Source organism: Pseudomonas sp. GT1P32 (genome assembly GCF_054897805.1).
Map to the genome: position 1 here is coordinate 282700 of NZ_CM142704.1, position 26624 is coordinate 309323.

The following is a 26624-nucleotide window of genomic DNA, read 5'->3' on the forward strand; positions in this document are numbered from 1 at the left end:
GCGTGGGTGAAGGCCATTTATGCGATTCACCCTCGCATTCCTTGCACCAGGCTAACGCAACAGATGCACGGTCAAACCGACGAGCGCGCAGGCCATCAGCACCTGAATGACGCCCCGCTTGAAGCGGAACAAGGCAACCGCCGCCGCAATCGCGATCAGCGCGGAGGGCCAGTCCAGGTTGCCGCTGAAGCCCTTTGGCCAAAGCACGTGATAGCCGAAGAAGCACGCCAGATTGAGGATCACACCAACCACTGCGGCTGTTATGGCGGTAAGCGGTGCCGTGAACTTGAGTTCGTTGTGGGTCGATTCCACCAGTGGGCCTCCTGCGAGGATGAACAGGAACGAGGGCAGGAAGGTGAACCAGGTCACCAGCGAGGCCGCCACGGCCCCGGCCAAAAACACCTGATCGGCTCCGAACACTTGCGCGACATAGGCGCCGACAAAACCGACAAAGGCCACGACCATGATCAGCGGCCCCGGTGTGGTTTCCCCCAGCGCCAGCCCGTCGATCATTTGTGTCGGGGTCAGCCAGCCATAGTGTCCGACCGCGCCCTGGTAGACATACGGAAGCACGGCATATGCACCGCCAAAGGTCAGCAACGCGGCCTTGGTAAAGAACCAGCTCATTTGAGTCAAGGTGCCTTCCCAGCCGAAGAGGAGGGTCAAGATGCCCATCGGCAATGCCCAGAGCGCGGCGCCGATAAGTGCGAGCGACACCAGTCTCAGCCAGTTAAAACGGGCATGCTCAGGGGAGGGGGTGTCGTCATCGATCAAGGCCGGTCCGAAGGATTTTTTGGCGGAACCATGGCCCCCGGTCCTGAACTTCTCGGGCGCCAGACGCCCTCCGACATAGCCGATCAAAGCGGCGCTCAGCACGATCAGCGGGAATGGAACGTTGAACGCGAAGATCGCGGTAAATGACGCCGCCGCTATCGCCCACAGCCAATTGTTCTTCAGTGCCCGAGAGCCGATCCTGTGTGCCGCTTGCACCACGATGGCCGTCACGGCGGGCTTTATTCCATAGAAGAGCCCGGCCACCACGGGTATTTCGCCGAACGCAATGTACATCCACGACAACGCAATCAGGATGAACAGCGAGGGCAACACAAACAGTGCGCCCGCAATGACGCCTCCCCATGTCCGATGCATCAGCCAGCCAATGTAGGTCGCCAACTGCTGAGCCTCGGGCCCGGGCAGCAACATGCAGTAGTTGAGGGCATGCAAAAATCTCCGTTCCGAAATCCAGCGCCGCCGTTCTACCAACTCCTGGTGCATGATCGAGATCTGTCCTGCCGGCCCGCCGAAACTGATGAAGCCGAGCTTTAGCCAGAACCAGAACGCCTCACGCAAACTGACCGGCTGAGGCCTCGACAGATTCTCGTCAACTTCCAATGTGGAAACCTTACTCATCGGGTTATTCCTCTTTCACACATTCGGTGAGCAGGCCGTCGAAGATGGCGCTTGCAGCAGCGAGCAAGTGGTCGTCATGGGTAATGGTTTCACGCAGCCCTGCCAGCACCCGTTCGAGAGCAGATGCAGGCAGGGCGAAATCGCCCTCAAGCGGCGCTATCCAGCACCGAGCCTTGTTGTACGAACCGATCGATCAACCACCTTGCCGCAGGGCCCGGTGGCAGATCCGTACGGTAGATAACGTCGAAGGCATATTTGCCGCTTTTGTATTCCGGTATGTTCAATTGCACGAGTCGGCCGCTCTCCAGATCTTCCTGGACCATCGGCGTCGGCATGTTCCCCCAACCGATGCCTTCACGCAGCAGCATGTGCTTGGCGCCCAGGTCCGCCAGGCGCCAGGTGCGGTTACTGAGCACGGCGAAATCCTTGCCTTTGGTCAGAAGCGAGCGATCGGACAACACCAGTTGCGTGAACTCTCGCCCGGCACCCGGCACATTCGAGCCGCTTGAAGCCAGTGGATGATTCGGGGCTGCCACCGGAATCAACTCCACGCTGCCGACGCCAATTCTTTCGATACCGTCGATGCCTTCGTTCATCGGCCCACTGACGCCGACGATAGCACCACGGTTGATCACCAGTTCCGTGACGGCGCCGAGCGCTTCCATATGCAAGTGCAGGGCAACCGTAGGGAATTCTTCGCGAAAGGATTTGAGTGCGTCGACCACGCGCTCCGGGGGAAGCATCACATCGAGCACCACGTGGACTTCGGCTTCAAGCCCCTGAAGCAGCCCTTTCACTTTGGCGCGTAAACCATGAATGCCATTGGCGATGGTCCGGGCTTCGGCCAGCACGGTGCGGCCGGCGTCGGTGAGCTGCGGCTTGCGTGTCGTCTGACGGTCAAACAGCGACACGCCGAGTTGCATTTCCAGGTTGGCAATCGAGTAGCTGATGACCGAAGTGGCTCGATGCAGCTTTCTGGCAGCCGCTGCAAAACTGCCAACTTCAACGACCGTCAGGAACACGCGCAGTTGGTCCAGTGTCGGTGTTCCGGGATCAGAAATCATGCGTGTTTCCTCGAACGTAATGGTCAATATTATCCCGGTATTGCTAACCGTTTCATCAGCCTGGATTGCCTGCCCGGCTTGCGGTTTCAACCCGACCTGCACCGCGTCGAAAGGGGTACTGGCGCAGTTGACCCGAATCCAGGCGCTGACCGCGAATGTGCAATTCCAGACCTGTTGCAGAGGTCCGCTCAACGATTTGCACGATTGAACTCCCTATTGATGGGGTGAGTGACTTGCCTATTTATTCGAATCTAATGATCTAAATTAGTCGGCTATTCAGATGAGAGGGCGAGGCGCAAGATTTCTTCACAGCAGCGATTCATGGCGAGTCGCACAAACTTTGAAGGAAATACCTCATGACTACTTCTGCAAACATCGCTCATTCCACCGGCTCTGAACAGAGCCGCCGCGACGTGACCCAAGCCTCGGCTTCGTTGATCGGCCGCGTACTGCTCAGCGCAATTTTCATCCTCTCTGGTTTTTCGAAACTGGCCGCTCCCGCGATGATGGTCGGCTACATCAGCTCCGTAGGTCTGCCGCTTCCGCAACTGGCATTGGCGCTGGCAATCATTGTCGAGGTCGGTGGTGGCCTGGCACTGATCGCCGGTTACCGCACCCGCACCGTTGCCGCTGTACTGGCCGTGTTCAGCGTGTTTACCGCACTGGCTTTCCATAACGCACTGGGCGATCAAAACCAGTTCATCCACTTCTTCAAGAACATCGCGATGGCCGGTGGCCTGTTGCAGGTCGTGGCTTTCGGTGCCGGTCGCTTCAGCCTCGACGCTCGCCGTCGTTGAACCGGTAAGTCGCAGCCCGTTATCCCGACAGGATCAGGCAAGTTGTCAGAAGGATCTGACTAACTGGCTGCCCACCGTTATCCCTAATCTGGACTGGCAGCGAGACGCTATCGAACAGCCTGCCGATGTGGACGTCAGTGAGCTGATTGTCCGCCCGACCGCCAGTGCGTTCTGAACAGATGAGTTGAACATGACGGTAAAAAAATCCGCTGATCAGGGCAAGTACGTCGGTATGTGGGTCACGGCAGACGGGCTCATCCGCCATGAGCTCTTGCCGGGTGGCCGGTACGATGAAGCCCGGGGCCGGAAGGCGAGTGCCTACCAGGGGCGGTATTGGCTGGAAGGTGACCACATCGAGTACGTCGATGACACCGGGTTCACGGCTGATGGCGAGTTCCGCGACGGGATTCTGTACCACGCGGGCATGATTCTTTATCGCGAGGTGTAGAGGCCTGGCACCGCCGTGACGGGCTGCCCGCAATGGGTGCCGTTACTGATGCACAAGCGAAGAGTCGGCCGCATTCATCTTCTGGATGACCAACTCGATGAACGCTGATACCGCCAGCGGCAACTGTCGGCGGCTCGGATACAGCACGTTCAGGCCGTAACCGTTGGGTTGGTATTGAGGCAACACCGGGACCAGTGCGCCGGCCTCCACTTCAAGCTTGGCCATCACCGGCGGCAGCAGCGCGATGCCGAGGCCCGCCACGGCGGCCTTGCGCAGCGCCTGGGCGGTATTGCCGCTGAAGCGTCCGGTCACTTGCACTTCTTCCTCACCGTTCGGGCCGACCAAGCGCCAAGTGGCGTGGCCGCCTGGATGCGCCGAGATCACACAATCGTGGTTTATCAGGTCTTGCAGCGTGCGGGGTGAACCACGCGCCGCGAGGTAGGTGGGGCTGGCGACCATCCCGACGCTGCGCGGGTCAAGGATCTGACGACCGACATAGCCTGAATCGCGCAAGGGGCCGCCGCGAAAGGCGACGTCGATCTGCTCGGCGATCAAGTCGGCCTTTGCGTCGCTGAGCACGAAGTCGAGTCGCACGCGCGGATGCGCGGTCAGAAACTCCGTCACCCATTGCATCTGAAAAAAGTCGAAAAAGTCGGCCGGGGCCGCCACGCGCACCCGGCCACTGGGCTCGTGACTGCCCGTCATCAACGCCTGTCCCGCTTCGAGCAGGCCATCGACAGCGCCCACGCAACGTTCATGAAAGCCAAGGCCCGCACTGGTGAGCGTGAGTTTGCGAGTGGAGCGTTGCATCAGCCGAGTGCCGAGCTGCGTTTCGAGCTGCTGGATGCGCCGACTCACGGTATTGGGCGGCATGCCCAACTGTCGCGCGGCTTCTGCAAAGCTGCCGCAACGTACTACCTGCACAAACATGGCGATGTCATTGAGGTCGAGCATGGCGAGTCATTCCTGATGCTGGTGGACGAGTGCAATCCAATTGTACCGGCTTATCAAGTAATCGTTCCGGGCCTATTGTCTGGAGCATCGGGCCGAAAGGCTTCCAACTTCGAGTCATCAAGATGTCTTTAAAGCAACAGCCTCAATTCGCTACACAAGAAACCGTTACCCAGCGGGCCATCCGTTACCGCACCACCGGCAATGGGCATGGCGCGATTGTCCGGTTGATGAGCCCCTCAGACCTCGGCCAACTGCTCAAGCCTTTTGTGTTCCTTGACCTGTTTGAAGGCGAGAGCTCGTTCATCAACGGCATGCAGATGCATCCGCATTCGGGCATCGCCACGGTCACCGTCATTACCGAAGGGAATTTGCGTTTTGAGGAGGCGGATTCGGGTTCGGGGATGATTGACTATGGCGGTGTCGAATGGATGCGCGCGGGTGGCGGGGTCTGGCACGGCAAGGAAATGTCGGTCGGCACATCGAAGCGCATTCAGGGTTTTCAACTGTGGGTTGCACTCCCGCCGGCGCTGGAAAACGCCAGTGTCGATAGCCAATACCTGGAGTCAGGCGTGATGCCAGAAGTGGGGCCGGCGCGTGTGATTCTAGGTGCATACCAGGGTGTCCAAAGCCCGGTTCGCGCACCCGCCGGCATGAACTACCTGCTGGTCACGCTACCTGCCGGAGAATCCTGGAGTTATGTTCCGCCCGCTGGTCATGAGTCGTTGTGGTTGAGTGTCAGTCGCGGCTCGCTTTGCGCTCCGGAGGTAGTCATGGCGGGAGAAATGGTCGTCTTCGAACCCGGTAGCGGCACCGTTACGCTCAAGGCCATGCACAAGGATACGGTCTTCGTGATCGGCTCCGCGCAGCCTCATCCTTATGATCTGGCGCTGGGAAGTTACTCGGTGCATACCAACCCGCAAGCCTTGCGGGCGGGGGAGGCGAAAATTGCCGAGATCGGTGCGCGGCTGCGTGAATACCTGAAAAAGCCGAACGGGTCAGCCAGCGTGCCCGTTTTCAAGTAACCCGAGCGTCTGCTCCGATCTGGCTATTCAGGTGATTAAACGTATGTTGCCTGACCGCTCGTGCAGGGCGAGCGGGGGCAATGAACAACCTGTATCAACTAAAGCGAACATCCCTGCACTTAGTGACGATCCAGCCACACCGTCTGCGCGTTGCAGAATTCCCGCACGCCGAAGTGTGAAAGCTCGCGACCAAAACCGCTCTTCTTCACGCCGCCGAAGGTGACGCGCGGATCGGAGGCGCAGTAACCGTTGATGAATACGCCACCGGTTTCCAGTTCGCCGGCCATCTGTTGGGCACGTTCTACGTTGCCGGTGTAGATAGTCGCAGCGAGGCCGAATTCGCTGTCATTTGCCAATTCCAGCGCGTGGGCGGCATCGCGTGCGGTGATGATCGACGCGACCGGGCCAAACAGTTCCTGCTTGAACGAGGTCATCTGGTCGGTGACATCCGCGAAAACCGTTGGCTCGTAGAAGTTGCCGGGGCCTTCTGCTTTCTTGCCACCCAGCAACAATGTCGCGCCTTCTTCCAGGGTATCGCGCACTTGTTGATCCAGTTCATCACGCAGATCAAAGCGGGCCATCGGGCCGATGTACGTGGTGGCGGCGAGTGGATCACCGACCACCAGTTTGCGCGTGGCTTCGACGAACTTGCGTGTGAACTCCTCGACGATGCCTTGCTCGACAATCAGGCGTTTGGCCGCTGCGCAGACTTGCCCGGTGTTTTGATAACGGCCAATGACGGCGGCTTTCACCGCATCGTCGAGGTCGGCATCGTTGAGCACGATAAAAGGGTCGGAACCACCCAGCTCCAATACACATTTTTTCAACGCCGCACCGGCCTGCGCGCCGATGGCCATGCCGGCCCGCACGCTGCCGGTGAGGGTCACCGCCGCAATGCGTGAGTCTTTGATCGCCGTGGAAACGCCGTCCGGGGTGACGTTGATGACTTCGAAAACCCCTTCAGGGAATTCGGCTTGTTTGAAGGCATCCAGCAACAGGTAAGCGCTGCCCATCACGTTTGGTGCGTGTTTGAGCACGTAGGTGTTGCCGGCGAGCAGTACCGGAACGGCGCCGCGCAGAACCTGCCAGATCGGGAAGTTCCACGGCATTACCGCGAGAATCGGGCCGAGCGGGCGGTATTCAATGCGCGCTTTCCCGCCCTCAACCAGCGTCGGTTCAGCGTTGAGCATGGCCGGGCCGTGCTCGGCGTACCATTCGCAGAGCTGCGCACACTTTTCGATCTCGCCACGGGCCTGACTGATCGGCTTCCCCATCTCCAGAGTGATCATGGTTGCCATCGCTTCTGCGTTGTTGCGCAAGACGTTGGCCAGGGCGATCAGCCGTTGCGCGCGTTGCGCCACCGGTGTGCCGCGCCAGACACGAAACCCGGCCGCAGCGCGTGACAGTGCGGTTTGCAGCGCCACATCGGATTCAAAAGGGTAGTGGCCGATCTGCTCGCCGTTGGCGGGGTTGATCGAAATGGCATGGGTGAGGCTGGAAACATTGGTCATGGCACCGTCCTGCGGGGTGGGAATGTGTTCAGACTACGGTGGCATTTGTTTTCTGGAAACTGAATAATACTGATCGTACCGTTCACGTTTGGAGAATAACTTGGATCTGGTTCAGCTCGAAATTTTCAAAGCTGTCGCCGAGCACGGCAGCATCAGCGTGGCTGCTCAGCATATCCATCGGGTGCCGTCGAACCTGACGACGCGGATCAAACAACTGGAACTGGATCTGGGCGTGGACTTGTTTATCCGCGAGAAAAGCCGCCTGCGGCTGTCGCCGGCCGGTTGGAGTTTTCTCGACTATGCCCGACGCATCCTCGACCTGGTCCAGGAGGCCCGCGCGACGGTTGCCGGGGAAGAGCCGCAAGGGTCGTTTCCCCTGGGGTCGCTGGAGAGCACGGCGGCGGTGCGCATTCCCGGGCTGTTGGCCGCCTATAACCAGAAGCACGCCAAGGTCGAACTGGCCCTGTCCACCGGTCCTTCCGGAACCATGATCGACGGCGTGCTCTCGGGTCGATTGGCCGCTGCGTTTGTCGACGGGCCGGTGCTGCACCCGGCACTGGAGGGCGTGCCGGCCTTCGAGGAAGAAATGGTGCTGATCGCGCCGCTCAACCATGCCCCGATCCACCGTGCGCAAGACGTGAACGGCGAAAACATCTACGCCTTTCGTTCCAATTGCTCTTATCGCCACCACTTTGAAAGTTGGTTCGCCAAGGACGCCGCAGTACCCGGCAAGATTTTCGAAATGGAGTCCTATCACGGCATGCTGGCCTGTGTCAGCTCTGGTGCTGGCCTGGCGCTGATGCCGCGCAGCATGCTCGAAAGCATGCCGGGCTGCACTACCGTGAGTGTGTGGCCGTTGTCTGAGTCCTTTCGCTATTTGCGAACCTGGCTGGTTTGGCGCCGGGGCACGGTGTCGCAAAGCCTGACCATGTTCGTGCGTTTGCTCGAAGAGCGATGCGCAGCGGCGGACCTACTGACTTGAGCGAATCGCGCCGCCATCGATCAGCAGATTCTGCCCGGTCAGGTAGCCGAGTCGGCTCAACGGCTACTAACTTCACTCATAGGACAGTGTGATTGTTACTCCTGAATTCACCTTGCCGGGAGTAACAGTATTCCCGGTTCGAACATACTGCGCGGTGAGTGTTTTAGTCAGGCTTCCTCCGGGAGCAGACATAGTCCCCAACAACCCTGGACCCGAACTTGACCAAGAGCGCGGGCCAAATTTAAAAGGCCCGCCGCTGTCCAGGATCTGTAACTTAACGCCGCTCGCCTGATCGGGTGTCCGCACCCTGTAGCGCTTTTGCAGTGGGAGTAATGAAAGTTGGGCTCGTGCTGCACGCGGCGAGAACCAGTGAAGAGTATCCGAATAATAGAAGGGCTGAAAACATTAAGATGGCAAGGTCGGCTAAGAATTTTTTTTGAATTCATCGAATACGCCCGTAAATAATAGATGATTGAGTTCGCATAAGGTGGAATCAAAATAAAGAAGAGTAATCTTGGATGTACTGAAGAATCGTTGCTTTATGCAGGATTTATCTCATACCTGTCCCGGCAGGTTCATTGCCGAGCTATCCATAATTTTTCGCGGCTTTGAGGCTTACAACCGTAAGGTGATTGAAGCTTCAATCGGACTTTGGGGGCAAGGCAATAACGGAGGCATCGTTGATCAGGTGGATCAACTCACTTAGTTGCGCCTCGGCAATGGTCAATGATGCAGCGCTTCTACTCAACTCTTCCTCCCGTTGATCCAACATGGCTTCACGGGCAGTCAAGTCGCGGTCAAGACGCTCCTGTTTAAGTCGAACGTTATAGAACTCCTCATGTTTGTTCTGCAGCGCCTCTTTATGGTTGCTCAGGTTCGTCATGAGTGTCTGCAAGCTTTGTTCAATACGCGATACGGTATTTTGGGTCATTGGCGCGGTTTCCTCGGATGCTGTCAGGGCGGTAGTTGACGCTACGTGGGTCATAATGAATTTCGGAGAAGCAGCGGGGGCATCTCGGGAGATCTTGTTCAGGGGGAGAGGGGGAACCTGACGATGGTCGTCTTCATGTTGGTTAACGCGTGTAAGTTTCGAGTAGTAGTCGGTGCACTCCAGTTCGATATGTATATCCCGCGTCGAAGTTTTCACGGTTGTTTGTACAAAGAGGCCTGGCGAAGGTTGAAAATTCAACAGCTTTTCCACCCATGTTTCGTTGACCTTCAACGTGCGGTGGGTGTGCACATCCCCGGGAATGATCCGAGTCTCCAGCAGATCAAGTATCCGATAGCTCCCATCGGTCATGTCGGGTGCCGGCGCCAAGGCGTCGCTTATGATGTTTTTGAGGGTTTGCGCAGCAATCTTGAAGTCGTTCGAAGACATGCCGGTCATCAGTAACGCTTCCCCGTCATCACACAGCGACGCTAAGTAGATTCGTATCAGGCCACCACCAAGATTTTCATTCAGGCTGTAAATCACAAATCGCCTGTCAATCACAACCGCCGAAAACACGCACAGTACTGCAGCGTTCAGCGGTTCCCCATCGGTGTTCAATACGGTGATTGTTTTAAAGTTCATTTGGCTTTGCGGCTCCGAGGCTGGGCAAAAATCTGGACTATCGGCCGATTAAAGAATAGCGAGTGTCGGTGCCGTGTTTTGTAGGAACAAGCGCATAAGGCCCCGGATAAATCCTCACAGCCTACAGACCGATCTGGTATTCACTTGCCCCCGTTCAATCGGATCAATCAGCGGTTTATGTTTCCTCGCTTCAACAAACGTAACTGCAAATGTGAAGCGGAAAAATCGCTTAGCGAGCTGGAAGCCATGATTGATATTTCGACACTGACAAAACGTTTCTCAGGAAATGTCGCCGTAAACAATATTTCGTTCCGGGTTGTCACGGGAGAAGTGCTAGGGGTTCTCGGCACCAACGGTGCTGGCAAATCCACGACCCTGCGCATGCTCACCGGCCTGATCAAACCTACCTCTGGAACAGTCACCGTCTGCGGTTTCGATATCAGCCGACACACTCGTCAGGCACAGCGTTTGTTGGGCTATTTGCCGGAAGGTAACGCGTGTTATGGCGATATGAGTGTGCAGGGGTTTCTCGGGTTTATTGCCAGGGTGCGCGGTTATCGCGGCGCTGAAAGGAAGTTGCGGGTAGCGCAGATGCTCGACCGGTTCGAGCTTGGTTACGTGCGCGCCGACACCATTGATTCCATGTCCAAGGGGTTCAAGCGGCGCCTGGGTCTGGCGCAAGCAATGTTGCACGACCCTAAAGTGCTGATCCTGGATGAGCCTACCGATGGCCTTGATCCGAATCAGAAGCACCATGTGCGCGGGCTCATTTCGGAGCTGGCCAAGGACAAGATTGTGGTGATTTCGACGCACATTCTGGAAGAGGTCACTTCTCTGTGCAGTCGTGCCCTGATCATCGACAACGGTCATTTGTTGGCGGACGAGACACTGAAACAACTGCAAAGCCGATCCCGTTATCACCAGGCAGTGACACTGTTCGGCTGCCATCCGCTGGATCTGCTGGCGTTGGCAATACTGCCTGGCGTTGCCGGTATCGAGGCAGGTCTCGAGGCGCATAGCGTAAAAGTGCTGGCCCGGGACGGTGCCGTCATTCTTCCGGCGATCAACGCCTTGATCGTCAGCAAAGGCTGGCAAGTGCGGCGTCTGGAAGAGGAGCGGGGCGGGCTTGAGGACGTGTTCCGGACCCTGACCCGGGAGCGCGCCGCATGAGGATGTTGTCGCCAATCGTCCAGCGCGAATTCTGCAGCTACTTCGCCACGCCAACTGCGTACCTGCTGCTGATGACGTTCCTGGTGCTGTGTGGCGTATGCACGTTTTATCCCGGCGGTTTTTTTGAACGAAACCAGGCGGACCTGGCGCCGTTTTTTGCCTGGCACCCATGGATATATCTACTGCTGATGCCAGCCTTGGCGATGCGTCAATGGGCTGAAGAGCGCAAGTCCGGCACCATTGAAATGCTGATGACGTTGCCGTTGACCCGTTTCGAAGTGGTGGTCGGCAAATACCTCGCGGCCTGGTTGATTGCCGCACTGATGTTGCTGCTGACTTTTCCCATCGTGCTCACCGTCAATTACCTCGGCGAAGCGGACAATGGCGCCATTTTGTGCGGTTACCTGGGAAGTTGGTTGCTGGCCGGCGTTTACCTGGCGATCAGCGGTTGTATGTCTGCACTCAGCAAGAATCAGGTGGTCGCTTACTTGATGGCGGCCATGGTCGGCCTGCTTTTTATTGCCAGCGGTTCGGCTCCGGTACTGGATCTGCTCAAACAATGGGCGCCGATGGCGTGGCTTGATGTGAGCGCGTCCATGAGTTTTCTCGCACGGTTCGGCTCGATCAGCCAAGGCGTCATAGCGCCTCGGGACCTGCTCTATTTCTTCGGTCAAATCGTCGCTTGGTTGGCCGCGACGGCGTTGGTTGTCGATCTGAAGAAGGCTTCGTAAGCCATGGACTTGAGACGCTTGCGTTACGTCACGCTGTGCCTGAGCGGCGCAGCCTTGACGATTCTGGCCGGCAGTCCCGGTGTCGGTACATTACTGGACGAGCCACGGCTGGATCTGACCGAGCAGCAACTGTTTACCTTGAGCCAAGGTAGCCGGCAGATTATCGAGCAGCTCGCCAGTCAGACGGATCTCTACCTGTTTTTCTCCAGCAGGGCTGCCAAAGACCTGCCTGTTCTGCGCAGCTACGCCCGGCGCGTCGAGGCGCTGCTCAGGGAGTATGAGCGACAGGGCCACGGCAAACTCAAATTGCACGTAATCGATCCGCAGGCGTTCTCTGTCGAGGAAGATCGAGCGCGTGAATTCGGGTTGGATGCCATTCCTTTGGGGCCGGTCGAAGGGCAGGTGTTCTTCGGGTTGGCGGCGGTCGATCAGCAACAGCATACGCAACGCATTCCCTTGTTCTCTCTGGATGAACAGGCGTTCCTGGAGTACGAGATCAGTCGTCTTTTACAGTCTTTGGACAAGCCGGAGCGGGCGCCCATCGGTTTGCTGTCATCCCTGCCTTTGGCGGGTGGCTTCGATGAGCAAAGTCGCCGCACGTTACCGCCCTGGTTCGTGCTCGAGGAGATTCGCAAGGCATTCGATGTGCAGGAGTTGACCGACGAGATCGAGCAGATCCCCGAGGGGCTCAATGTGCTGATGCTGGTACACCCCAAGCGAGTCAGCCGCAACACCCAGTTGGCCATTGATCAATTCGTGTTGCGCGGCGGTCGGTTGCTGCTGTTTGTAGATCCGTACAGCGAGCAGGATCGCGGTGAGCAATACTTCGGCATTCCCAGCAAAGACAAATCTTCTGACCTGGCGCCATTGTTGCGGGCATGGGGTGTGCGCCAGGTGCCTGGCAAGGTGCTGGGCGACGGTCACTACGGGCAGTTCGTCAACCTCAAGGACAGCGCCGATCCGGTGTGGCAACCGACAGCACTCGCACTGCCAGCATCGGCGATGAATCAACAGGACGTTGCCACCGCTGGACTGCAAAGCATCAACCTGACCACGGCGGGGATTCTTGAACCGCTGGAGGGCTCGCGCACTACGTTCTGCCCTTTGTTGCGCGGCTCCGAGTACTCGATGCCGTTCAGCACCGCGCGCTTTGACCAGATGAAAGACTCGGGCGAACTGGCGCGGGAAATGAAACCTTCCGGCGAGCGCTTCACCCTCGCGGCCCGGCTGCAAGGTCCGGCGCAGTCAGCGTTTCTGACAGAGGTACAGGGCAAGCCTGGAGCAATCACCTCGACTGAAAACATTAATGTGATTGTGGTGGCCGACACTGATCTGCTCAGCGACAACCTGTGGGTTGACGCTCGGGGTCGCATCGGTGACCCCACGGCCTGGGCTGACAATGGCGTGTTTGTGCTTAACGCGCTGGACAGCCTGACCGGCACCGATGCCTTGATCAATTTACGCTCTCGCGGGCACTACAGCCGCACGTTTACCACTGTGGAAGTTCTCCAGCGACAAGCTCGGCAGCGCTTTCGGGATATGAGCGATACGTTGCAGAGCAAGCTCGATGAAACCGAACGACAGCTGGCGTTTTTGCAATCTGAACATCACGACGGTACGGGTATGAGCCCCGATCAGCAGAAGGAAATCGATCGTTTCATTCAGGAGAAAACCGCCCTTGCAAGTGAGATGCGCGCGGTGGCCAGGCAATCGAATCTGGAGGTGGAGAAGCTGGGGACGCTGCTCAAAGCCATCAATATCGGTCTGGTGCCCGGTGTGCTGACGTTGCTTGTTCTGTGTCTGTGGAGTGCTCGCAGGTTGTTGCGCCGTAGACGATGGCAAACGTTTTAAGGTTGTTCACACAGCGCCGCTTGATCCTTAAGGTTCAGGCGGTTTTTTTTTGCAAACCTCCCAGGCAAGTAGGATTAATCCTACACGCAAGACAGATTTATCTATTGGGGTAGGACGAATCCTGCAATTGTTGCTTTAGCTGCACTCGGTAAAGATTGCCCGACTCTTTTCAAGAGTTCTAGAAGCGCTAACTTTACGCAGTAAAAGGAATACGCAATGTTTGTTTCCCTGAGAAGTATTCTGGCTGCCACCACAGTCGGGCTCATTACAACTTCGGCGATTGCTGCTGACGGTAAAATTGAATTCACCGGCGAAATCACCGCGGCTTCCTGCAGTGTCACCGCCGGTGCCGGTACGGGCATTACCGGTAATAAAGGCAATACAGTTATTGCCGTTGGGTTGGGCAAGGTCAGTATTGACTCGCTGAAAAATGCCGGTACCACGCCTATTGTTTCCGGCACGCCAATCAACATTAATCTTGATTGCGGCAATACAGCCACCGGGTTGACCACCGTGAAAATGAAGTTTGACCCGTACTCGGGCAGCGGTGTGGATGACAAGAATAATGCACTACTGAAAATTGCCCCGGGCGGCGCCGCGGGAGTCGGTATCGGTATCTTTGCTGCTAACAACACCATGTTGAACCTGGCGGCTGGCGACAGTTTTGACTCGGCGTTGATTGCAACGGGCGCAGGTGCTGCAGCTCAGTACACGGCCAATTTGAACATTCGCGCCGCGTATGTTGCCAACGGTGAACCCACCATTACTCCGGGCGTTGCCAACGGTACTTTGCCTTACACGCTGACTTACCAGTAAGTCTTCAAGACAGGGAGACATCAATTGCCTCTCTGTCTCATCTCTTCAAGGTCCAAACGATGATAGTGAAATCCAGATATGTGCTGGCTGGTATCGCTTTGCTTTACAGCAGCGTCGCCGCGGCAGGAATTACATTAGGCGGCACGCGCATTATTTATCCTCAAAAGAGCAAGGAAACATCCATTCTGGTTAAAAACGACGGGAATCAGGACATCATGATCCAGTCCTGGATCGAGCCGGACGTAGCCTTCAAAGGCCGGGATGTACCGTTTGCGCTAACCCCGGCCCTGAGCCGTCTCGCCACTGGCAAACAGCAGACTCTGCGGGTTTTCTATTACGGGCAAGGGCTGCTAGGCGACAAGGAATCGGTGTTCTGGCTCAATGTCCAGGAAATTCCGCAAAAGGCCGAAGGTGACAATACCTTGCAGTTGGCGATACGCCAACGGATCAAGGTGTTCTATCGCCCCGACGCTATGAAGGGCACTTCGGCGGAAGCCGCCAGTGGTCTCAAATGGCGTGTTCAGGATGAAAGTGGCAAGCGCTATCTTCGCGTCACTAACGACTCGCTCTATCACGTGTCCTTCGGCACGACTCAATACAAAAGCGATGGCAAAACATACCCGGTAGACACCGATATGGTCGCACCACTCTCTACCGGAAAGTTTCCGGTCAAGGGCGCGCCTGTAGGCAGCATCGATAAACGGTCTGTGGTCGAGTATTACAACATCAACGATTACGGTGCGCCGGTTAAGCATACGGTGAGTGTTTTCGAGTAATAGCCGAGTGCATGTCCGTGGATTGACTTTCTGTAGTGGAGGGGAGCCACAAGTTGACTAAGAAGTTGCAAGAGGAAAGAGCCTGTGTATGTTTTCAGGAAGAAAGCGAATCCAAGCCTCGTTAATTACGTAAGTGGTTCTTGCGTCTTTCTCCTGGGGATGACCGTTCCTGTTGCGGCGTTTCCGGTCGAATTCAATGTTGACTTCCTGAGTAAGGGTGGGGCCGAGGCTGAACTCAAATACTTTGAGCAGGGTAACTCACTGCCGCCGGGTCGCTACGCGGTAGATATTTATCTCAATCAGATTCTGATTGTCCGCGAGAACATCGAGTTTGCAGTGTCTGGCGACAATGGAGAGGTGCGCCCGATCATTCAGCTAGGCGTACTGCAAAACCTCGGCGTTAACGTCAACCGCTTGCGTCGGGAAAATGTTATTGCCCAGGACAGTGATGATCAGTCCGTCATTGATGTCGCGACGCTGGCGCCCGGTGCGTCGGTCGAGTTTGATGTAAACGCATTGGCGCTGCAGATCAGCATTCCCCAGGCTTATGTCCAGCGTCAGTCTCGGGGCTACGTTGACCCCTCGCTTTGGGATCAGGGGATTACTGCGTTCTACACCAATTATCAGACCAACTTCAGCCGCAATATCAATCAGGGCAATCGCAACGACTACCGCTATATCGGTTTGCGCAACGGCTTCAACATCGGGGCTTGGCGCCTGCGCAATGAGTCGTCGATTACCGGCTCTACCGGCACCCGGAACCAATTCAGCAGCAACCGCAGTTACGTGGAGCGCGATCTCATCGGCCTCAAAGCCAAACTGGCGGCGGGGGAGTTGTACACGCAGGGAGATATCTTCGACAGCGTTCGCTTTCGCGGCGCGCAAATCAGTTCCGAGTTGGGCATGTTGCCGGACAACGAGATCGGTTTTGCCCCGGTGGTGCGTGGTATCGCCGAGACCAACGCGACTGTCGAAATCAGCCAGAACGACTACGTCATCTATTCGACGACGGTGTCGCCCGGCGCGTTCGAGATCAGCGACATCTATCCCAGCGGTTCGAACGGCGACCTCAAGGTCAAGATCATCGAAGCCGATGGCCGCGAACGCCAGTATTCCCAAGCCTATTCGTATCTGCCGGTGATGACTCGCCGTGGCAGTGCCCGGTACAGTTTTGCCGGTGGTCAATACCAGAGCCAGGGGCCCGTTGCGCCGAAATTCGGACAGGGCACCCTGGTCTACGGTGTCAGCGACAACGTTACCGGTTACGGCGGCGTGCTGACTTCAAAGCAGTACCGAGCGCTCAACCTCGGCCTGGGCTTGAATACTTCGGTGGGCGGCTTGTCGTTTGACGTCACCAGCAGCACCTCCGAAGATGCGGCGGGACGCAAGAACACCGGGAAAAGTGCGCGTTTCCTGTATTCCAAGACCCTCAGTGCCACCGACACCACTTTCACAATGGTCGGTTATCGCTACTCCACTGAAGGCTATCGGACGTTCAGCCAGCACGTCGATGAGCAAGGCTACCTCAGTGGCTCGAATTACGGACGGCAGAAAAGCCGATTCGACATGAACATCAACCAGTCGTTTGCCGACCGTGATTCATTGTTCCTGAGCCTCGGTGAAACCAGCTACTGGAATCGTCAAGGCAGCACTCGCCGCTGGCAGTTCGGCTACAGCGGCAGCTACTCGGATACCAGTTACAGCTTCGCCATTTCGCGTACCGATGGCCAAGCCATGACGCAAGGCGCCGATACTCAGGTCACTGCGTCGATCAGCCTGCCATTCGGTGGCAGCAAGCGTTCGCAAAGGGCTTATACCAGCGTAACGTCTTCGTCCCAGGGCGATTCGTCGATCCAGTCCGGCATCGCCGGCAACCTGACCGAAGACAGCAGCCTGATGTATTCGGCCCAGGCGGGTCACAGTAAAAATGGCGGTACCAACGGCGACCTCGGCCTGAGTTGGGATACCCCGAAAGCCAAGATCAACGGCAACTATGGCCAGGGTCCGGGCAGCACCCATATGAACACCGGTGCGTCCGGCTCTATGGTCGTACACGGTGGTGGCGTGACGTTTGGTCAGCCGGTCGGCGAGACCTTCGCACTGGTGGAGGTCCCGGGTGTGGCCGATGTCGGTGTCGCTTCAGCCGGCGCCGCACGCACGGACGGCAAGGGCTACGCAGTGGTGCCGTATGCGCAACCGTATCGCTTTAACTGGATCAACCTCGATACCAGCACCTTGGGTAGCGACATGGAAGTCACCGACACTTCGCGCATGGTCGTACCAACCCGAGGTGCCATCGTCAAAGGCCGGTTCGAAGCGGAGACGGGACGTCGCATGCAACTGACGTTGAGCCTGGACAACGGCGAGAAAATTCCGTTTGGCGCCCAGGCCTTTGACGAAAAAGGCAACGTCAGTGGAGTGGTCGACAATCTGTCGCGTCTGTTGGTATTCGGTGCGAAGGATAAAGGGGTACTGGATGTTCGTTGGAGCCAGGGCAGTTGCCGGGCGAACTTCGACGTGCCGCCAGCGAAAAAAGACATGATGTACGAGAAGTTTGATGTGGTTTGCACGTTCGTAACCACTTAGCGAGCGCTGATGACATCCTTACACTCTCATTTCACTGAACACTACAGGCCCGGGCGCGCAAGCATTGCGCTCTCGGGCCTGTGCTATGTTGGCCGCCATTCAATGCGTGCCACTCGATCGTCTTCACTTCAGGAGCAGTAAACACCATGGGCAATATAGTCATCGTCGATGATCACCCGCTGATGCGTATGGCGGTGAGGGTGATGCTTGAAGGTGAAGGGCACACCATCATGGCGGAGGTCGATAACGGTGTGGACGCACTGGAAGCGATCCGCAAGTTGCTCCCGGATCTGATCGTGCTGGATTTGAGCATTCCGAAGATGGATGGTTTGTCGGTGATCGCGCATCTCAAGGCGATTGGTATTTCCACCAAGGTGTTGATTCTGACTTCCGGCGACACCAGTAACTTTGCCGTGCGCTCATTGCAGGCCGGCGCATCTGGCTTCGTCTGCAAGGACGACAGTCTGGATGAACTGGTGGGGGCCGTAAAAGCGGTGCTGTCGGGATACAGTTATTTCCCCGCCGATACCATTCAGATGTTGCGGGACAACTCCCAGGCTGCCAGCCAGGAAAGCCAGAAGATTTCCCAGCTTTCGGATCGCGAGATCACTGTGCTCAAGTTGCTGGCCCGAGGCATGGGTAATCAGGAAATTGCCGAAGAGTTGCTGATCAGCCACAAGACTGTCAGCACGTATAAAGTGCGACTGCAGCGCAAGTTGAGTGCAGAAAACCTGATTGCCCTGGTCGAACTGGCCAAGCGTAACGATCTGGTTTGAGCCCGGGCTCGAGCGCAAAAAAGAAAAGGGCTGGAGAGCATCTCTCCAGCCCTTTTTTGTCACTGGGATTTGGTGAAGGCCCTTTCTATCAGCAGCAGTTCTTTGTCCACTTCGGCCGTTTTGCCGGTCAGTTCCTCGAAGCTGCTTTCGACACAGGCCAGGTCCATGGCTTTGCATAACTCGATCAGGCGAGTGTTGCGCATGATCGCTGCGCTTCCGCGAATGCGATGGGACAGTTGCATCAGTGCATTGATGTCCATGTGTTCGTTGAGTCGGCGCAGTTCCTCAAGATCCCGGCGGTTGCTTTTCAGCAGTTCCCCGAGCAGTTGCTCGACGACGGCGGGGTTGCCCATGCTGATTTTGCTCAACGTGTCGATCGCTTCGGCGTAGCCCTCGGGCATGTCGGCGAGGGCGTCGCAGGCAGGCACAAACACCTCGTTTGAGGGTGCCGTCGCGACCGCTGGAATCAAGGCGTTCAATCGCTCTTCCAGCACGCCGAGGCTGGCGGGTTTGATCAGGCAGTCACGCATGCCGGCGCTGATGCATCGATCGATTTCCTCTTGCTGTGCGTCAGCGGTAAGACCGAGGATGGTGAGGCGAGGGCGCTGCCGCTCGTGTTCTTCCTTGCGAATCGCCAGGGTTAACTCGACGCCGTTCATGACCGGCATGTGGTAATCAGTGATCAGCAGATCGAACGAATGCTGTCGCCAGAATTGCAGCGCTTCGAGGCCATTTTCCGCCTCTACTGCCGTGCAGCCGAGGAACTCCAGTTGCGCACGCAGCATCTGCCGGTTGAGGGTATTGTCATCGACGATCAGCACATGGGCGATCTTTCTCGACGTCTGTCGGGGCTTGGCTACAGGCGCGTCGTCCATCAAAGGAAGCGGTTCAAGGGTTTTCAGTTTCAGTGTGACATTGACCGTACTGCCGTGCCCCAGCGCACTGTGCATTTCCAGGCGTCCGCCCATCATTTCGCACAGTGAGCGCGAGACGACCAGACCCAGCCCGCTTCCGCCTTGGGCGTTGAGTGTCGATTGCGCCACCTGTGCGAAAGGGCGGAACAACAACTGCAGGTTCTCATCGGAGACACCCGTTCCGGTGTCGGTGACTTGCAATTGCACATGCAACATACGCGAGGCATCGATATGGGTGGTGATACGGATGGCCACGCTGCCTTCGTCAGTAAACTTGATCGCGTTGCTCACCAGGTTCGACAGGATCTGCTTGAAGCGCAGAGGGTCCACCAACACGTCCCGAGTAGTGCCGGCGTCGATCTCCAGCAGCAGTTTGAGGTTTTTCTGGCGTGCCAGACCCTCGAAGACCCGCGCCACGGGTTCGACCAATTCCTTGAGGCTGGAACGTCTTGGCGAAAAGCTCAGGCGACCGGATTCGATTCTCACGATGTCCAGGGTATTGCCCAACAGTTCGAGCAGGTTTTTAGCCGAGTCGTAAGCCACGTCAATATTGTCACGATCCAGCACGCCTTGATCGGCACGCTTGAGTGCAAGCTCCAGTGTGCCGATCACCGCGCTCATCGGCGTTCTGATTTCATGGCTCATGGTCGCCAGAAACTGGGTCTTTGCCAGGCTGGCTTCGTCGGCGTGCTCTTTTGCCTGTTGCAGATCCTGGATCAGTCGGCGGTGCTCGGACACGTCCTGCCATCCGCAGATCACACCTTTGATGCTTCCCGAAGAATCGCGGAACGGCTGTATCCAATGCTCGATACTTCGGCTGTTGCCGGCAATTGAGATTTCGTACTGCTGCTCAAGCGGAGTGCCGGTTTCCATTGCGAGCAGGTAGCTGTTGTGCAGTGCCAGGGCCACTTCAAAATGCTCGATTGGCATTTCCAGTGCAGTCTTGCCCAACACGTCGGCCTGACGCAGATTCATGACCTCTTCATAACTGCGACTGCACGACAGCAAGCGACCTTCCAGATCGCGGACATAGATGGGAATCGGCATGGAGTCGTTCAGGGTTTGCAGAAACTCCAACTGATCGTTGAGCGCTTTTTCGGCCGCCACACGACGTCGAATCTGCCGGCGCAACTGGAAAATTCTCAGCATCGAGATCGTCAGCACAAACAGCGCGCAACCGACGATTTCCAGTATCACCCGCGAATAGTCGCGCCAGCTCTGCCCGCTCATCGCGGCGTTGGAGCGCCAGCGCGCCGTCAGCGCGTTCAGCTCATCCGGTGGAATACTCAGGATCGCCTTGTCCATGATCGATTGCAGTTCGGTGTCGCCACGGCGCATGGCAAAGCTCGCCGTTGCGTCTTCGCCATCGAGGATCGCCGAGATACGCAGTTTTTGTTCGTACAGGCGAGCGGTGTAATAGCGGGCCATGGACAGGGCCATTACCGCGGCATCGGCCTCGCCGCTGACCACCATGTTCATTGCTTCCAGATTATTGGCGGGTTGCAGCAGGACCACATCCGGGTACTCCCGGCGCAGGCTGTTGATCAGCACGTGGCCCTTGGCAATCGCCAGGCGTTTGCCGGCCATGGAGTCCAGACCGTAAATGTCCCGATGATCGACTGAAGTCACGAGGCTGAACGAGCTGGTAGCAAAAGGATGGCTGAATCGCAGAGTTTCCTGGCGTTCGGCGCTGGGTGTCAGCAGGGCCAGATCCGTTTCGTTTTCACGCAGTGCATCCTGAACGCCCTGGAAGCTTGATGTGCGCAATATCTCGAAGCGCAGGCCGGTGCGCTGGGTGATGGTTTCGAAGAGGTCCGAGACCACGCCATTAAACCGACCGCTGGCATCGAAATAGGCCGAAGGCGCCATGTCATCGTTGATCATCAGGCGCGCTACAGGATGTTTGGCAAGCCAGCGTTTCTCCTGGTCCGACAGCGCCACCCGGTCTTCCGGCATCACTGTACCGCCACCGGTCCAGCGTTTGACCAGATAGCGCATTTTCAACGTGCCGAAGGATGACAGGGTGGAGTTGAGAATGTTCAAGAGCCGACCCTCGTCGCCCCTGAGCAAAAAGCCGTAACCGCCGACGTCGAGCTTGATGAATTGCGAAAACTTCAGGTAATTGAAAAAACTGTGATTGATCATGTAATGGGCGGAAAGCGAATCACCGATGTATCCGTCGAGACCCTGAAATGCCACGGCGGCCATCGCCTGGATATTATTATTGAAGGTGATGATCTGCGCTTCTGGATAACGCGCTCGGAACAGGTCCGAGGGGATGTAGTTTTTCGCCACGGCGATCGTCATGCCGCGCAGGTTGTCCGGGACAGGGCGATCATCGCCCGCTCGTCGATACAGCGAAGGAGCATTCACTGCGTAAGGAATGCTCAGGGCTGTTTCCGGGTGGTGATGCTCGTAGACGCTGGAACGGCTGATCAGATCAATTTCGCCAGCCTGTAACGCCGCCAGCGCATCCTGGCGTGAAGCGAACCCCAGCACCTTGATCTCGAGACCCAGTTGTTGCTTCAGCAGCGCGACGACATCGGCGCTGATGCCTTCGTAGTCGCCGTTGCTATAGATGACGTCGAGGGGCAGGGCGGACGTCCCCGGTACACCCAGCGTCAGACTGCGCCGTTCACGAAGCCAGGCCCAATCCTCGGGGGCCAGTTGCAACTTTTGCGGCTCGCTGGCCAATTGACTGGTCAGATGGAGATAGCCTCCGGCCGGGTCGGCGAGGGTTCGACTGCTCGCAATCAGCGAGCTCAGGCACACGAGAAGAAAAGTTAAAACGGATTTGGCGCTGAACATTGAATGTCTTCTTGGCAGGCAGGTGCCCGTGGTGGTGGAACTGCGAGATGCCGGGCAAGGCGTAGTGAGCATCACGCGCAGAGCGAGGTGTTTCGGGGCTGGGCGTTGTATTGCAGGCAATAGTCGATGAACTGCTGCTCCGGCATCGGTCGGGCAATTGCAAAGCCTTGAACCATCGGGCAGCCCAGAGCTTCCAGTTCTTTCATTTGCGCTACGGTTTCCACGCCTTCGATAACCAGCGACAGGCCGAGGGTGTTTGCCAGTTGAATGGTGTTTTCCACCACGATCCGGCAGGAGGGATGAGAGTGCAGGCGTTGCACGAAAGAACCTTCCAGCTTCAGCTCATTGAAGGGCAGGTCGCACAAGTGCTCGAGGGAGGAAAACGCGGTGCCGAAGTCGTTCATTGACAGGTTGCAACCGAGGATTCGCAGCTGCAACAGGTTCTTCAGGCAAGCTGGCGACAAGTGCATCGAGCCGGTTTCGGTGACTTCAAACGTGATTCGGCTGGCGGGGCATTGATACTGTTCAAGCCAATGACGGATCGTGTTGGAAAAGGACTTGCAGCCCAGTTGCGAAGGTTGCAGGTTAAAGGCGAGTTCCATGGGAAAACCGAACGCCGACAAGGTCCTTCGCAGCAATACGCCCTGTTCGAGCATTTCAAAAAACAGCTCGTCGATCAGGTCGTGGTGCTGCATCGCCGGTAAAAACTGCGACGGGCTCAATACTCCGCGCTGCGGGTGATTCCAGCGCGCGAGTACTTCGGCGCCAGTAATGGTGCCATCTTTCAGTGATAACTTCGGTTGGTAATAAGAGGCGAACTCATGATTACGCAGCCCCCGGCATATTTCGTATGAAGTGATACCAGGCGGCGTAGCAACAAGTGGATTTGAAGATGGATTGCGATCTTTTTCTGCTGTCGACAATCGAGCGCGGTCGAGCAAATCCAGATTTTTCACACTCGAATTTTTCATGGGCGCTCCAAGGTCAGAAACAGGTAAGAGAAACTGTTTGTGAACCTTGGCGCAGCTCAGGCAGACTGTCGGTCGGCGGTTTCTACAGCGCTTGTAGGATTAATCTTACAGGCTTCAATGACTCTGCTTTCATGGCTTGTCAGCACGCAAAGGGAGCGAAAACGCTTCTGTGGCGGGGGATTTTTTGATGGTTTACGGACGTGGCTTGATGCCGTCTGATTTGAATTTTTATGCGTTATAGGCAATCAAGAGTAGGGCGGCTGGAAAAAATCTCCCTGCGTCTGGGTTTTGGTTTGATCGTTTCTTTTTTGTTGCTGCTGTTTTTTGTAGTTGTCGGCTATTGGGCAACTTACAAAGTAGTCAGGGGCGAACTTGTCAAAGTCAACTATCACTTTTTGAGACTGGTAGCGCGCGCCAACGATCACGAAACGTTTTTGTTGCGAGCAATAAAAGCCAGTGGTTCGGTTGATTACAAACCGGAGAAAAGCGTCGGCTATGTCTTTGATGAACGTCCAATGGGCGACTTGCGCCTCTACGAGGGCAGGGCCTCACAGTTTTCGACCACAGTATCGGTTCTCGGGCCTGATCGCCTCGACTTGCTGGTCAGTGGCGCGGTTGCTCGGGAGCTGGATCAAGCTCGTGGCATGGCCAATGTCTACAGCGATTTCTGGGGTGGATCATCGTTTACCGCGCCTCAGATGTTTTTGTTCGATCTGGAAGATGGTTTTGATGTAGCGGTGCCCTCGATTGACGCGGAGCCTGCGGATTCACAGCGCGCTTTGCTGCCGGTCATCGAAAAGGTCAAGGCAACTATTGCCAGGAATCCGCCCAAAAAAAGCGATTTGATTGTGCACTGGACACCGGGTAGACGCTTTCTGGCGGATGGCCGACGGGAACTGCTGGCCTATATCTCCGACCAATCCCATGAATACAGTGCAGATGGCCACAACCCCCCGGAAATGATTGTGGCGACCCTGCTGGAGCTCAATGAGTTCAATGCCTTCGGCATCAGTATCGACAAGCAGTTTTACAATCTGCCTGCGTTTGAATCGATTGATTTGATAGCACCTGACGGTAGCGTGCTGGTCGGGTCACAGAACACTGATATTCGTGAATACGAAAACGGCCTGCACCTGACCACCTCCGGTCTGCTGATCAAGCGTAGTGCCGGCACTATTGGAACCTGGCAGGCGCTGTATTACATCAGTTATGAGCGACTTATTCACGACGCGAGATGGCCGCTACTGGGGCTGACGGGCTTGTTGATGGTGTGTGTGTCCGGTGGCTGGTGGCTGATTAACTGGTATCGGCGTCGTGTCCTGGTACCTGCAAGTACGGACTATCGGGAGTTGTTGGTTAATCACGACTTTAATCATTCACTGCTGCAAACGGTGCCGCTGGCGTTGTGCGTTATAAGAGCGGAGGGTTTGGAGCAGGTCACCCAAAACGAACTGTTTACCGAGTGGCTCGGTGATGCCGGAGATCTTCACGACTTGATGCGCGACTGGCCTATGTTCGACCAGGATCAGGCGCTCTCGGGTGAAGGTTGCCTGATGACGGCTGAACGATCGCTGCATGTTCGTTTTGCCCCGACAGATTATCAGGGCGAGCGGGTTTTGCTGTGCACCTTCACGGACATCACTTCCCATCGCGAGGCGGCGGCAACTCTGGTGTTTGCGCGCAAGGCCGCGGATGCGGCCAACGAAGCAAAAAGCAACTTCGTGGCAACGATCAGCCACGAAATTCGCACGCCGCTTTACGGTGTGCTTGGAACGCTCGAATTACTGGGCATGACAGAACTGGAAGAGCGACAACGAGCCTACCTCGCGACGATAAACAGTTCCTCCGACGTTCTGCTGCATTTGATCAGCGATGTCCTGGATCTGTCGAAAATCGAAGCAGGACAACTGGTTCTTGAGCCGATCAAATTCAATCCGCTGGATCTTATTGAAGACATCATTCGCCTCTTCGCAGGTACCGCTGCGAGTAAGGGCTTATCGCTTTTTTGTTGCATCGATCCGGCGCTGCCTCAAGAGGTATCAGGGGACAGTCTTCGTATTCGGCAAATCATCAGTAATCTGCTGAGCAATGCAATCAAGTTCACCGACAGTGGGCAGGTAGCGGTTTTTGTGGCTGTGACCCACAACCCTAATGGTCAAGTCGGATTGGAGTGGCGAGTCGTCGATTCCGGGCCGGGTATTTCGCCGGCTCACCAGGAGCGCTTGTTCGAGCGTTTTTTCCAGGCCAACAGCAAGCAACACACGGTCAAGGGCACAGGGTTGGGCCTTCCCATATGTTCCATGCTCAGCCAGATGATGGGCGGCACGCTCAGGGTCAGCAGTCAAACGGGAGAGGGCAGCGAGTTCACTTTCGCGTTAACGGTGGATGTCCTGAAACCGGCGATGATCCCTGTGTCCGATCAACTGTTATCCGGTAAGAACGTATTGGTGCGCACGCCGTACCCGGCATTGACGCAGAGTCTGGCTGCATGGCTGGAGCGTCTTGGCGTGATTGTTTCGACCCAAGTCCAGGCATTCCACGATGCGCTATTGGAAGTCATGCCTGAACAATTGCCAGTGCTTGATTGGGCTGGCGTCAAAGTCTTTGCCCAGCATGACTTCAGTGAAGTGCCGCAAGTCATTGGCAAAGATATTCTGGTCAGTCAGCACAGCCTCTCGGGCATGCGTCAGGCCCTTACCATGGCCGTCACCGGTGCCATGCCCGAGCCCATTGCCAATGCAATCGCCCCCGATAAACGTCATTTGGGCCTGAGCGTGCTACTGGCTGAAGACAGCCCGGTCAATCAGCGGTTGATGAAAGAGCAACTGCAAGCCATCGGTTGTACGGTCGAGGTGGCATCGAATGGTATTCAAGCGCTGAAAGCTCTTGAACACGGACGCTATGACCTGATCCTCACCGACGTCAACATGCCCGTCATGGACGGTTATGACTTCACAGAGTCCGTCAGACAGCGGGATCTGGAGATACCCATAATCGGCGTTACTGCCAATGCGTTGCGGGAGGAAGGCGAGCGCTGCATACATGCCGGCATGAACAATTGGTTGACCAAACCCATCGACATTCAGGGCCTTTACTTGAGCCTGAAAAGTACGATGAACCAACCAGTGCTCGACCACATAGAGGTGATCGAGGCTACGGGCCCTCAAGACCGGATTCAGATTCCAGAGCGCATGGTTGTGCTCTTCATGCTCACTATTCGTGAAGATTCGAGTGGATTGAAATCCGCGATGAAGGAAGCCGACGCTGCAAAAACCGTTAGATTGTTGCACCGGATTCGTGGCGCTCTTGCGGTAGGCAAAGCCAAAAGCCTCATTGTTCTTTGTCGAGAAGTGGAGAGATTGGTCGAGAGCTCTGGCCACGACTGTGCAGTCGAAGTCGATCAGTTTGTTCGGCGCGTAGAACAAGCTATCCGCGCGAACTGAGACATGCTCAACGGCCCATAT

Annotated in this window: 20 protein-coding genes and 1 pseudogene; 13 read left to right on the forward strand and 8 right to left on the reverse strand. The window is 56.6% G+C overall.

Translation table 11 applies throughout. The annotated features are described in order from the left end of the window. Window positions 1–51 precede the first annotated feature (51 nt). From chrA to ACYZUC_RS01365, 3 genes and pseudogenes are all read right to left on the reverse strand, one after another. Complete coding sequence (chrA, locus tag ACYZUC_RS01355) at window positions 52–1410, reverse strand: chromate efflux transporter (protein WP_461992922.1); 1359 nt, start codon at window positions 1408–1410, stop codon at window positions 52–54. Between the two features lie 4 nt (window positions 1411–1414). Beyond that, window positions 1415–1537, reverse strand: a pseudogene (locus ACYZUC_RS01360) (chromate resistance protein ChrB domain-containing protein); the annotation flags it as partial. Between the two features lie 19 nt (window positions 1538–1556). Further along, on the reverse strand, window positions 1557–2474 hold the full coding sequence (locus ACYZUC_RS01365; protein WP_461992924.1) for a LysR family transcriptional regulator: 918 nt from the start codon (window positions 2472–2474) through the stop codon (window positions 1557–1559). Between ACYZUC_RS01365 and ACYZUC_RS01370 the strand changes: the two genes are divergently transcribed. The 3 genes from ACYZUC_RS01370 to ACYZUC_RS01380 all read left to right on the forward strand — a co-directional run bounded on the left by ACYZUC_RS01370 (window position 2473) and on the right by ACYZUC_RS01380 (window position 3719). Beyond that, window positions 2473–2682: a hypothetical protein gene (locus ACYZUC_RS01370; protein ID WP_461992926.1), complete on the forward strand. Its 210-nt coding sequence runs from the start codon at window positions 2473–2475 to the stop codon at window positions 2680–2682. The genes ACYZUC_RS01365 and ACYZUC_RS01370 overlap by 2 nt on opposite strands. Window positions 2683–2830: 148 nt before the next feature. After that, complete coding sequence (locus ACYZUC_RS01375) at window positions 2831–3271, forward strand: DoxX family protein (protein WP_461992928.1); 441 nt, start codon at window positions 2831–2833, stop codon at window positions 3269–3271. 190 nt (window positions 3272–3461) lie between these two features. After that, window positions 3462–3719 (forward strand): Atu4866 domain-containing protein, encoded by a 258-nt coding sequence (locus tag ACYZUC_RS01380; RefSeq protein ID WP_461992930.1) that lies wholly within the window; start codon window positions 3462–3464, stop codon window positions 3717–3719. Between the two features lie 42 nt (window positions 3720–3761). Here the strand turns inward: ACYZUC_RS01380 and ACYZUC_RS01385 are convergent, their stop codons facing one another. After that, entirely contained in the window at window positions 3762–4673 is a 912-nt protein-coding gene (locus ACYZUC_RS01385; protein ID WP_461992932.1) for a LysR family transcriptional regulator, read from the reverse strand. A 122-nt stretch (window positions 4674–4795) separates the two neighbouring features. Between ACYZUC_RS01385 and ACYZUC_RS01390 the strand changes: the two genes are divergently transcribed. After that, a complete protein-coding gene (locus ACYZUC_RS01390) occupies window positions 4796–5695 on the forward strand; it encodes a pirin family protein (RefSeq protein ID WP_461996796.1) in 900 nt (299 codons plus the stop codon). 119 nt (window positions 5696–5814) lie between these two features. Here the strand turns inward: ACYZUC_RS01390 and ACYZUC_RS01395 are convergent, their stop codons facing one another. Beyond that, complete coding sequence (locus ACYZUC_RS01395) at window positions 5815–7206, reverse strand: aldehyde dehydrogenase family protein (RefSeq protein ID WP_461992934.1); 1392 nt, start codon at window positions 7204–7206, stop codon at window positions 5815–5817. 100 nt (window positions 7207–7306) lie between these two features. Between ACYZUC_RS01395 and ptrR the strand changes: the two genes are divergently transcribed. Then, a complete protein-coding gene (ptrR, locus tag ACYZUC_RS01400; RefSeq protein ID WP_461992936.1) occupies window positions 7307–8188 on the forward strand; it encodes a putrescine utilization regulator PtrR in 882 nt (293 codons plus the stop codon). Window positions 8189–8828: 640 nt separating this feature from the next. On the opposite strand, the gene ACYZUC_RS01405 is transcribed toward ptrR, so the two are convergent. Continuing rightward, on the reverse strand, window positions 8829–9761 hold the full coding sequence (locus tag ACYZUC_RS01405) for a hypothetical protein (protein ID WP_461992938.1): 933 nt from the start codon (window positions 9759–9761) through the stop codon (window positions 8829–8831). A gap of 246 nt (window positions 9762–10007) precedes the next feature. Between ACYZUC_RS01405 and ACYZUC_RS01410 the strand changes: the two genes are divergently transcribed. The 7 genes from ACYZUC_RS01410 (at window position 10008) to ACYZUC_RS01440 (ending at window position 18467) form a co-directional block, all read left to right on the forward strand. Further along, window positions 10008–10931 (forward strand): ABC transporter ATP-binding protein, encoded by a 924-nt coding sequence (locus tag ACYZUC_RS01410; RefSeq protein WP_461992939.1) that lies wholly within the window; start codon window positions 10008–10010, stop codon window positions 10929–10931. Beyond that, complete coding sequence (locus ACYZUC_RS01415) at window positions 10928–11662, forward strand: ABC transporter permease subunit (protein WP_461992941.1); 735 nt, start codon at window positions 10928–10930, stop codon at window positions 11660–11662. The genes ACYZUC_RS01410 and ACYZUC_RS01415 overlap by 4 nt, the downstream gene beginning before the upstream one ends. A 3-nt stretch (window positions 11663–11665) precedes the next feature. Then, entirely contained in the window at window positions 11666–13513 is a 1848-nt protein-coding gene (locus ACYZUC_RS01420; protein ID WP_461992943.1) for a GldG family protein, read from the forward strand. A gap of 216 nt (window positions 13514–13729) precedes the next feature. After that, the gene (locus ACYZUC_RS01425) at window positions 13730–14329 is read left to right on the forward strand and encodes a fimbrial protein (RefSeq protein WP_461992945.1); all 600 of its coding nucleotides are present in this window, start codon (window positions 13730–13732) and stop codon (window positions 14327–14329) included. A gap of 59 nt (window positions 14330–14388) precedes the next feature. Continuing rightward, window positions 14389–15105: a fimbria/pilus periplasmic chaperone gene (locus tag ACYZUC_RS01430; protein ID WP_461992947.1), complete on the forward strand. Its 717-nt coding sequence runs from the start codon at window positions 14389–14391 to the stop codon at window positions 15103–15105. 84 nt (window positions 15106–15189) lie between these two features. After that, window positions 15190–17691, forward strand: a complete 2502-nt coding sequence (locus tag ACYZUC_RS01435; protein WP_461992949.1) for a fimbria/pilus outer membrane usher protein — start codon at window positions 15190–15192, stop codon at window positions 17689–17691. A gap of 146 nt (window positions 17692–17837) precedes the next feature. Beyond that, window positions 17838–18467 carry a response regulator transcription factor gene (locus ACYZUC_RS01440; protein ID WP_192415655.1) on the forward strand — a complete coding sequence of 210 codons (630 nt, stop codon included), beginning with the start codon at window positions 17838–17840 and terminating at the stop codon, window positions 18465–18467. 59 nt (window positions 18468–18526) lie between these two features. Here the strand turns inward: ACYZUC_RS01440 and ACYZUC_RS01445 are convergent, their stop codons facing one another. Together ACYZUC_RS01445 and ACYZUC_RS01450 are read right to left on the reverse strand one after the other, a co-directional pair. Continuing rightward, the gene (locus tag ACYZUC_RS01445) at window positions 18527–22189 is read right to left on the reverse strand and encodes a transporter substrate-binding domain-containing protein (RefSeq protein ID WP_461992952.1); all 3663 of its coding nucleotides are present in this window, start codon (window positions 22187–22189) and stop codon (window positions 18527–18529) included. A 71-nt stretch (window positions 22190–22260) separates the two neighbouring features. Beyond that, a complete protein-coding gene (locus ACYZUC_RS01450) occupies window positions 22261–23160 on the reverse strand; it encodes an EAL domain-containing protein (protein WP_461992954.1) in 900 nt (299 codons plus the stop codon). A 230-nt stretch (window positions 23161–23390) separates the two neighbouring features. Between ACYZUC_RS01450 and ACYZUC_RS01455 the strand changes: the two genes are divergently transcribed. Then, window positions 23391–26603: a hybrid sensor histidine kinase/response regulator gene (locus ACYZUC_RS01455; protein WP_461992956.1), complete on the forward strand. Its 3213-nt coding sequence runs from the start codon at window positions 23391–23393 to the stop codon at window positions 26601–26603. The last annotated feature ends 21 nt before the right edge of the window (window positions 26604–26624 follow it).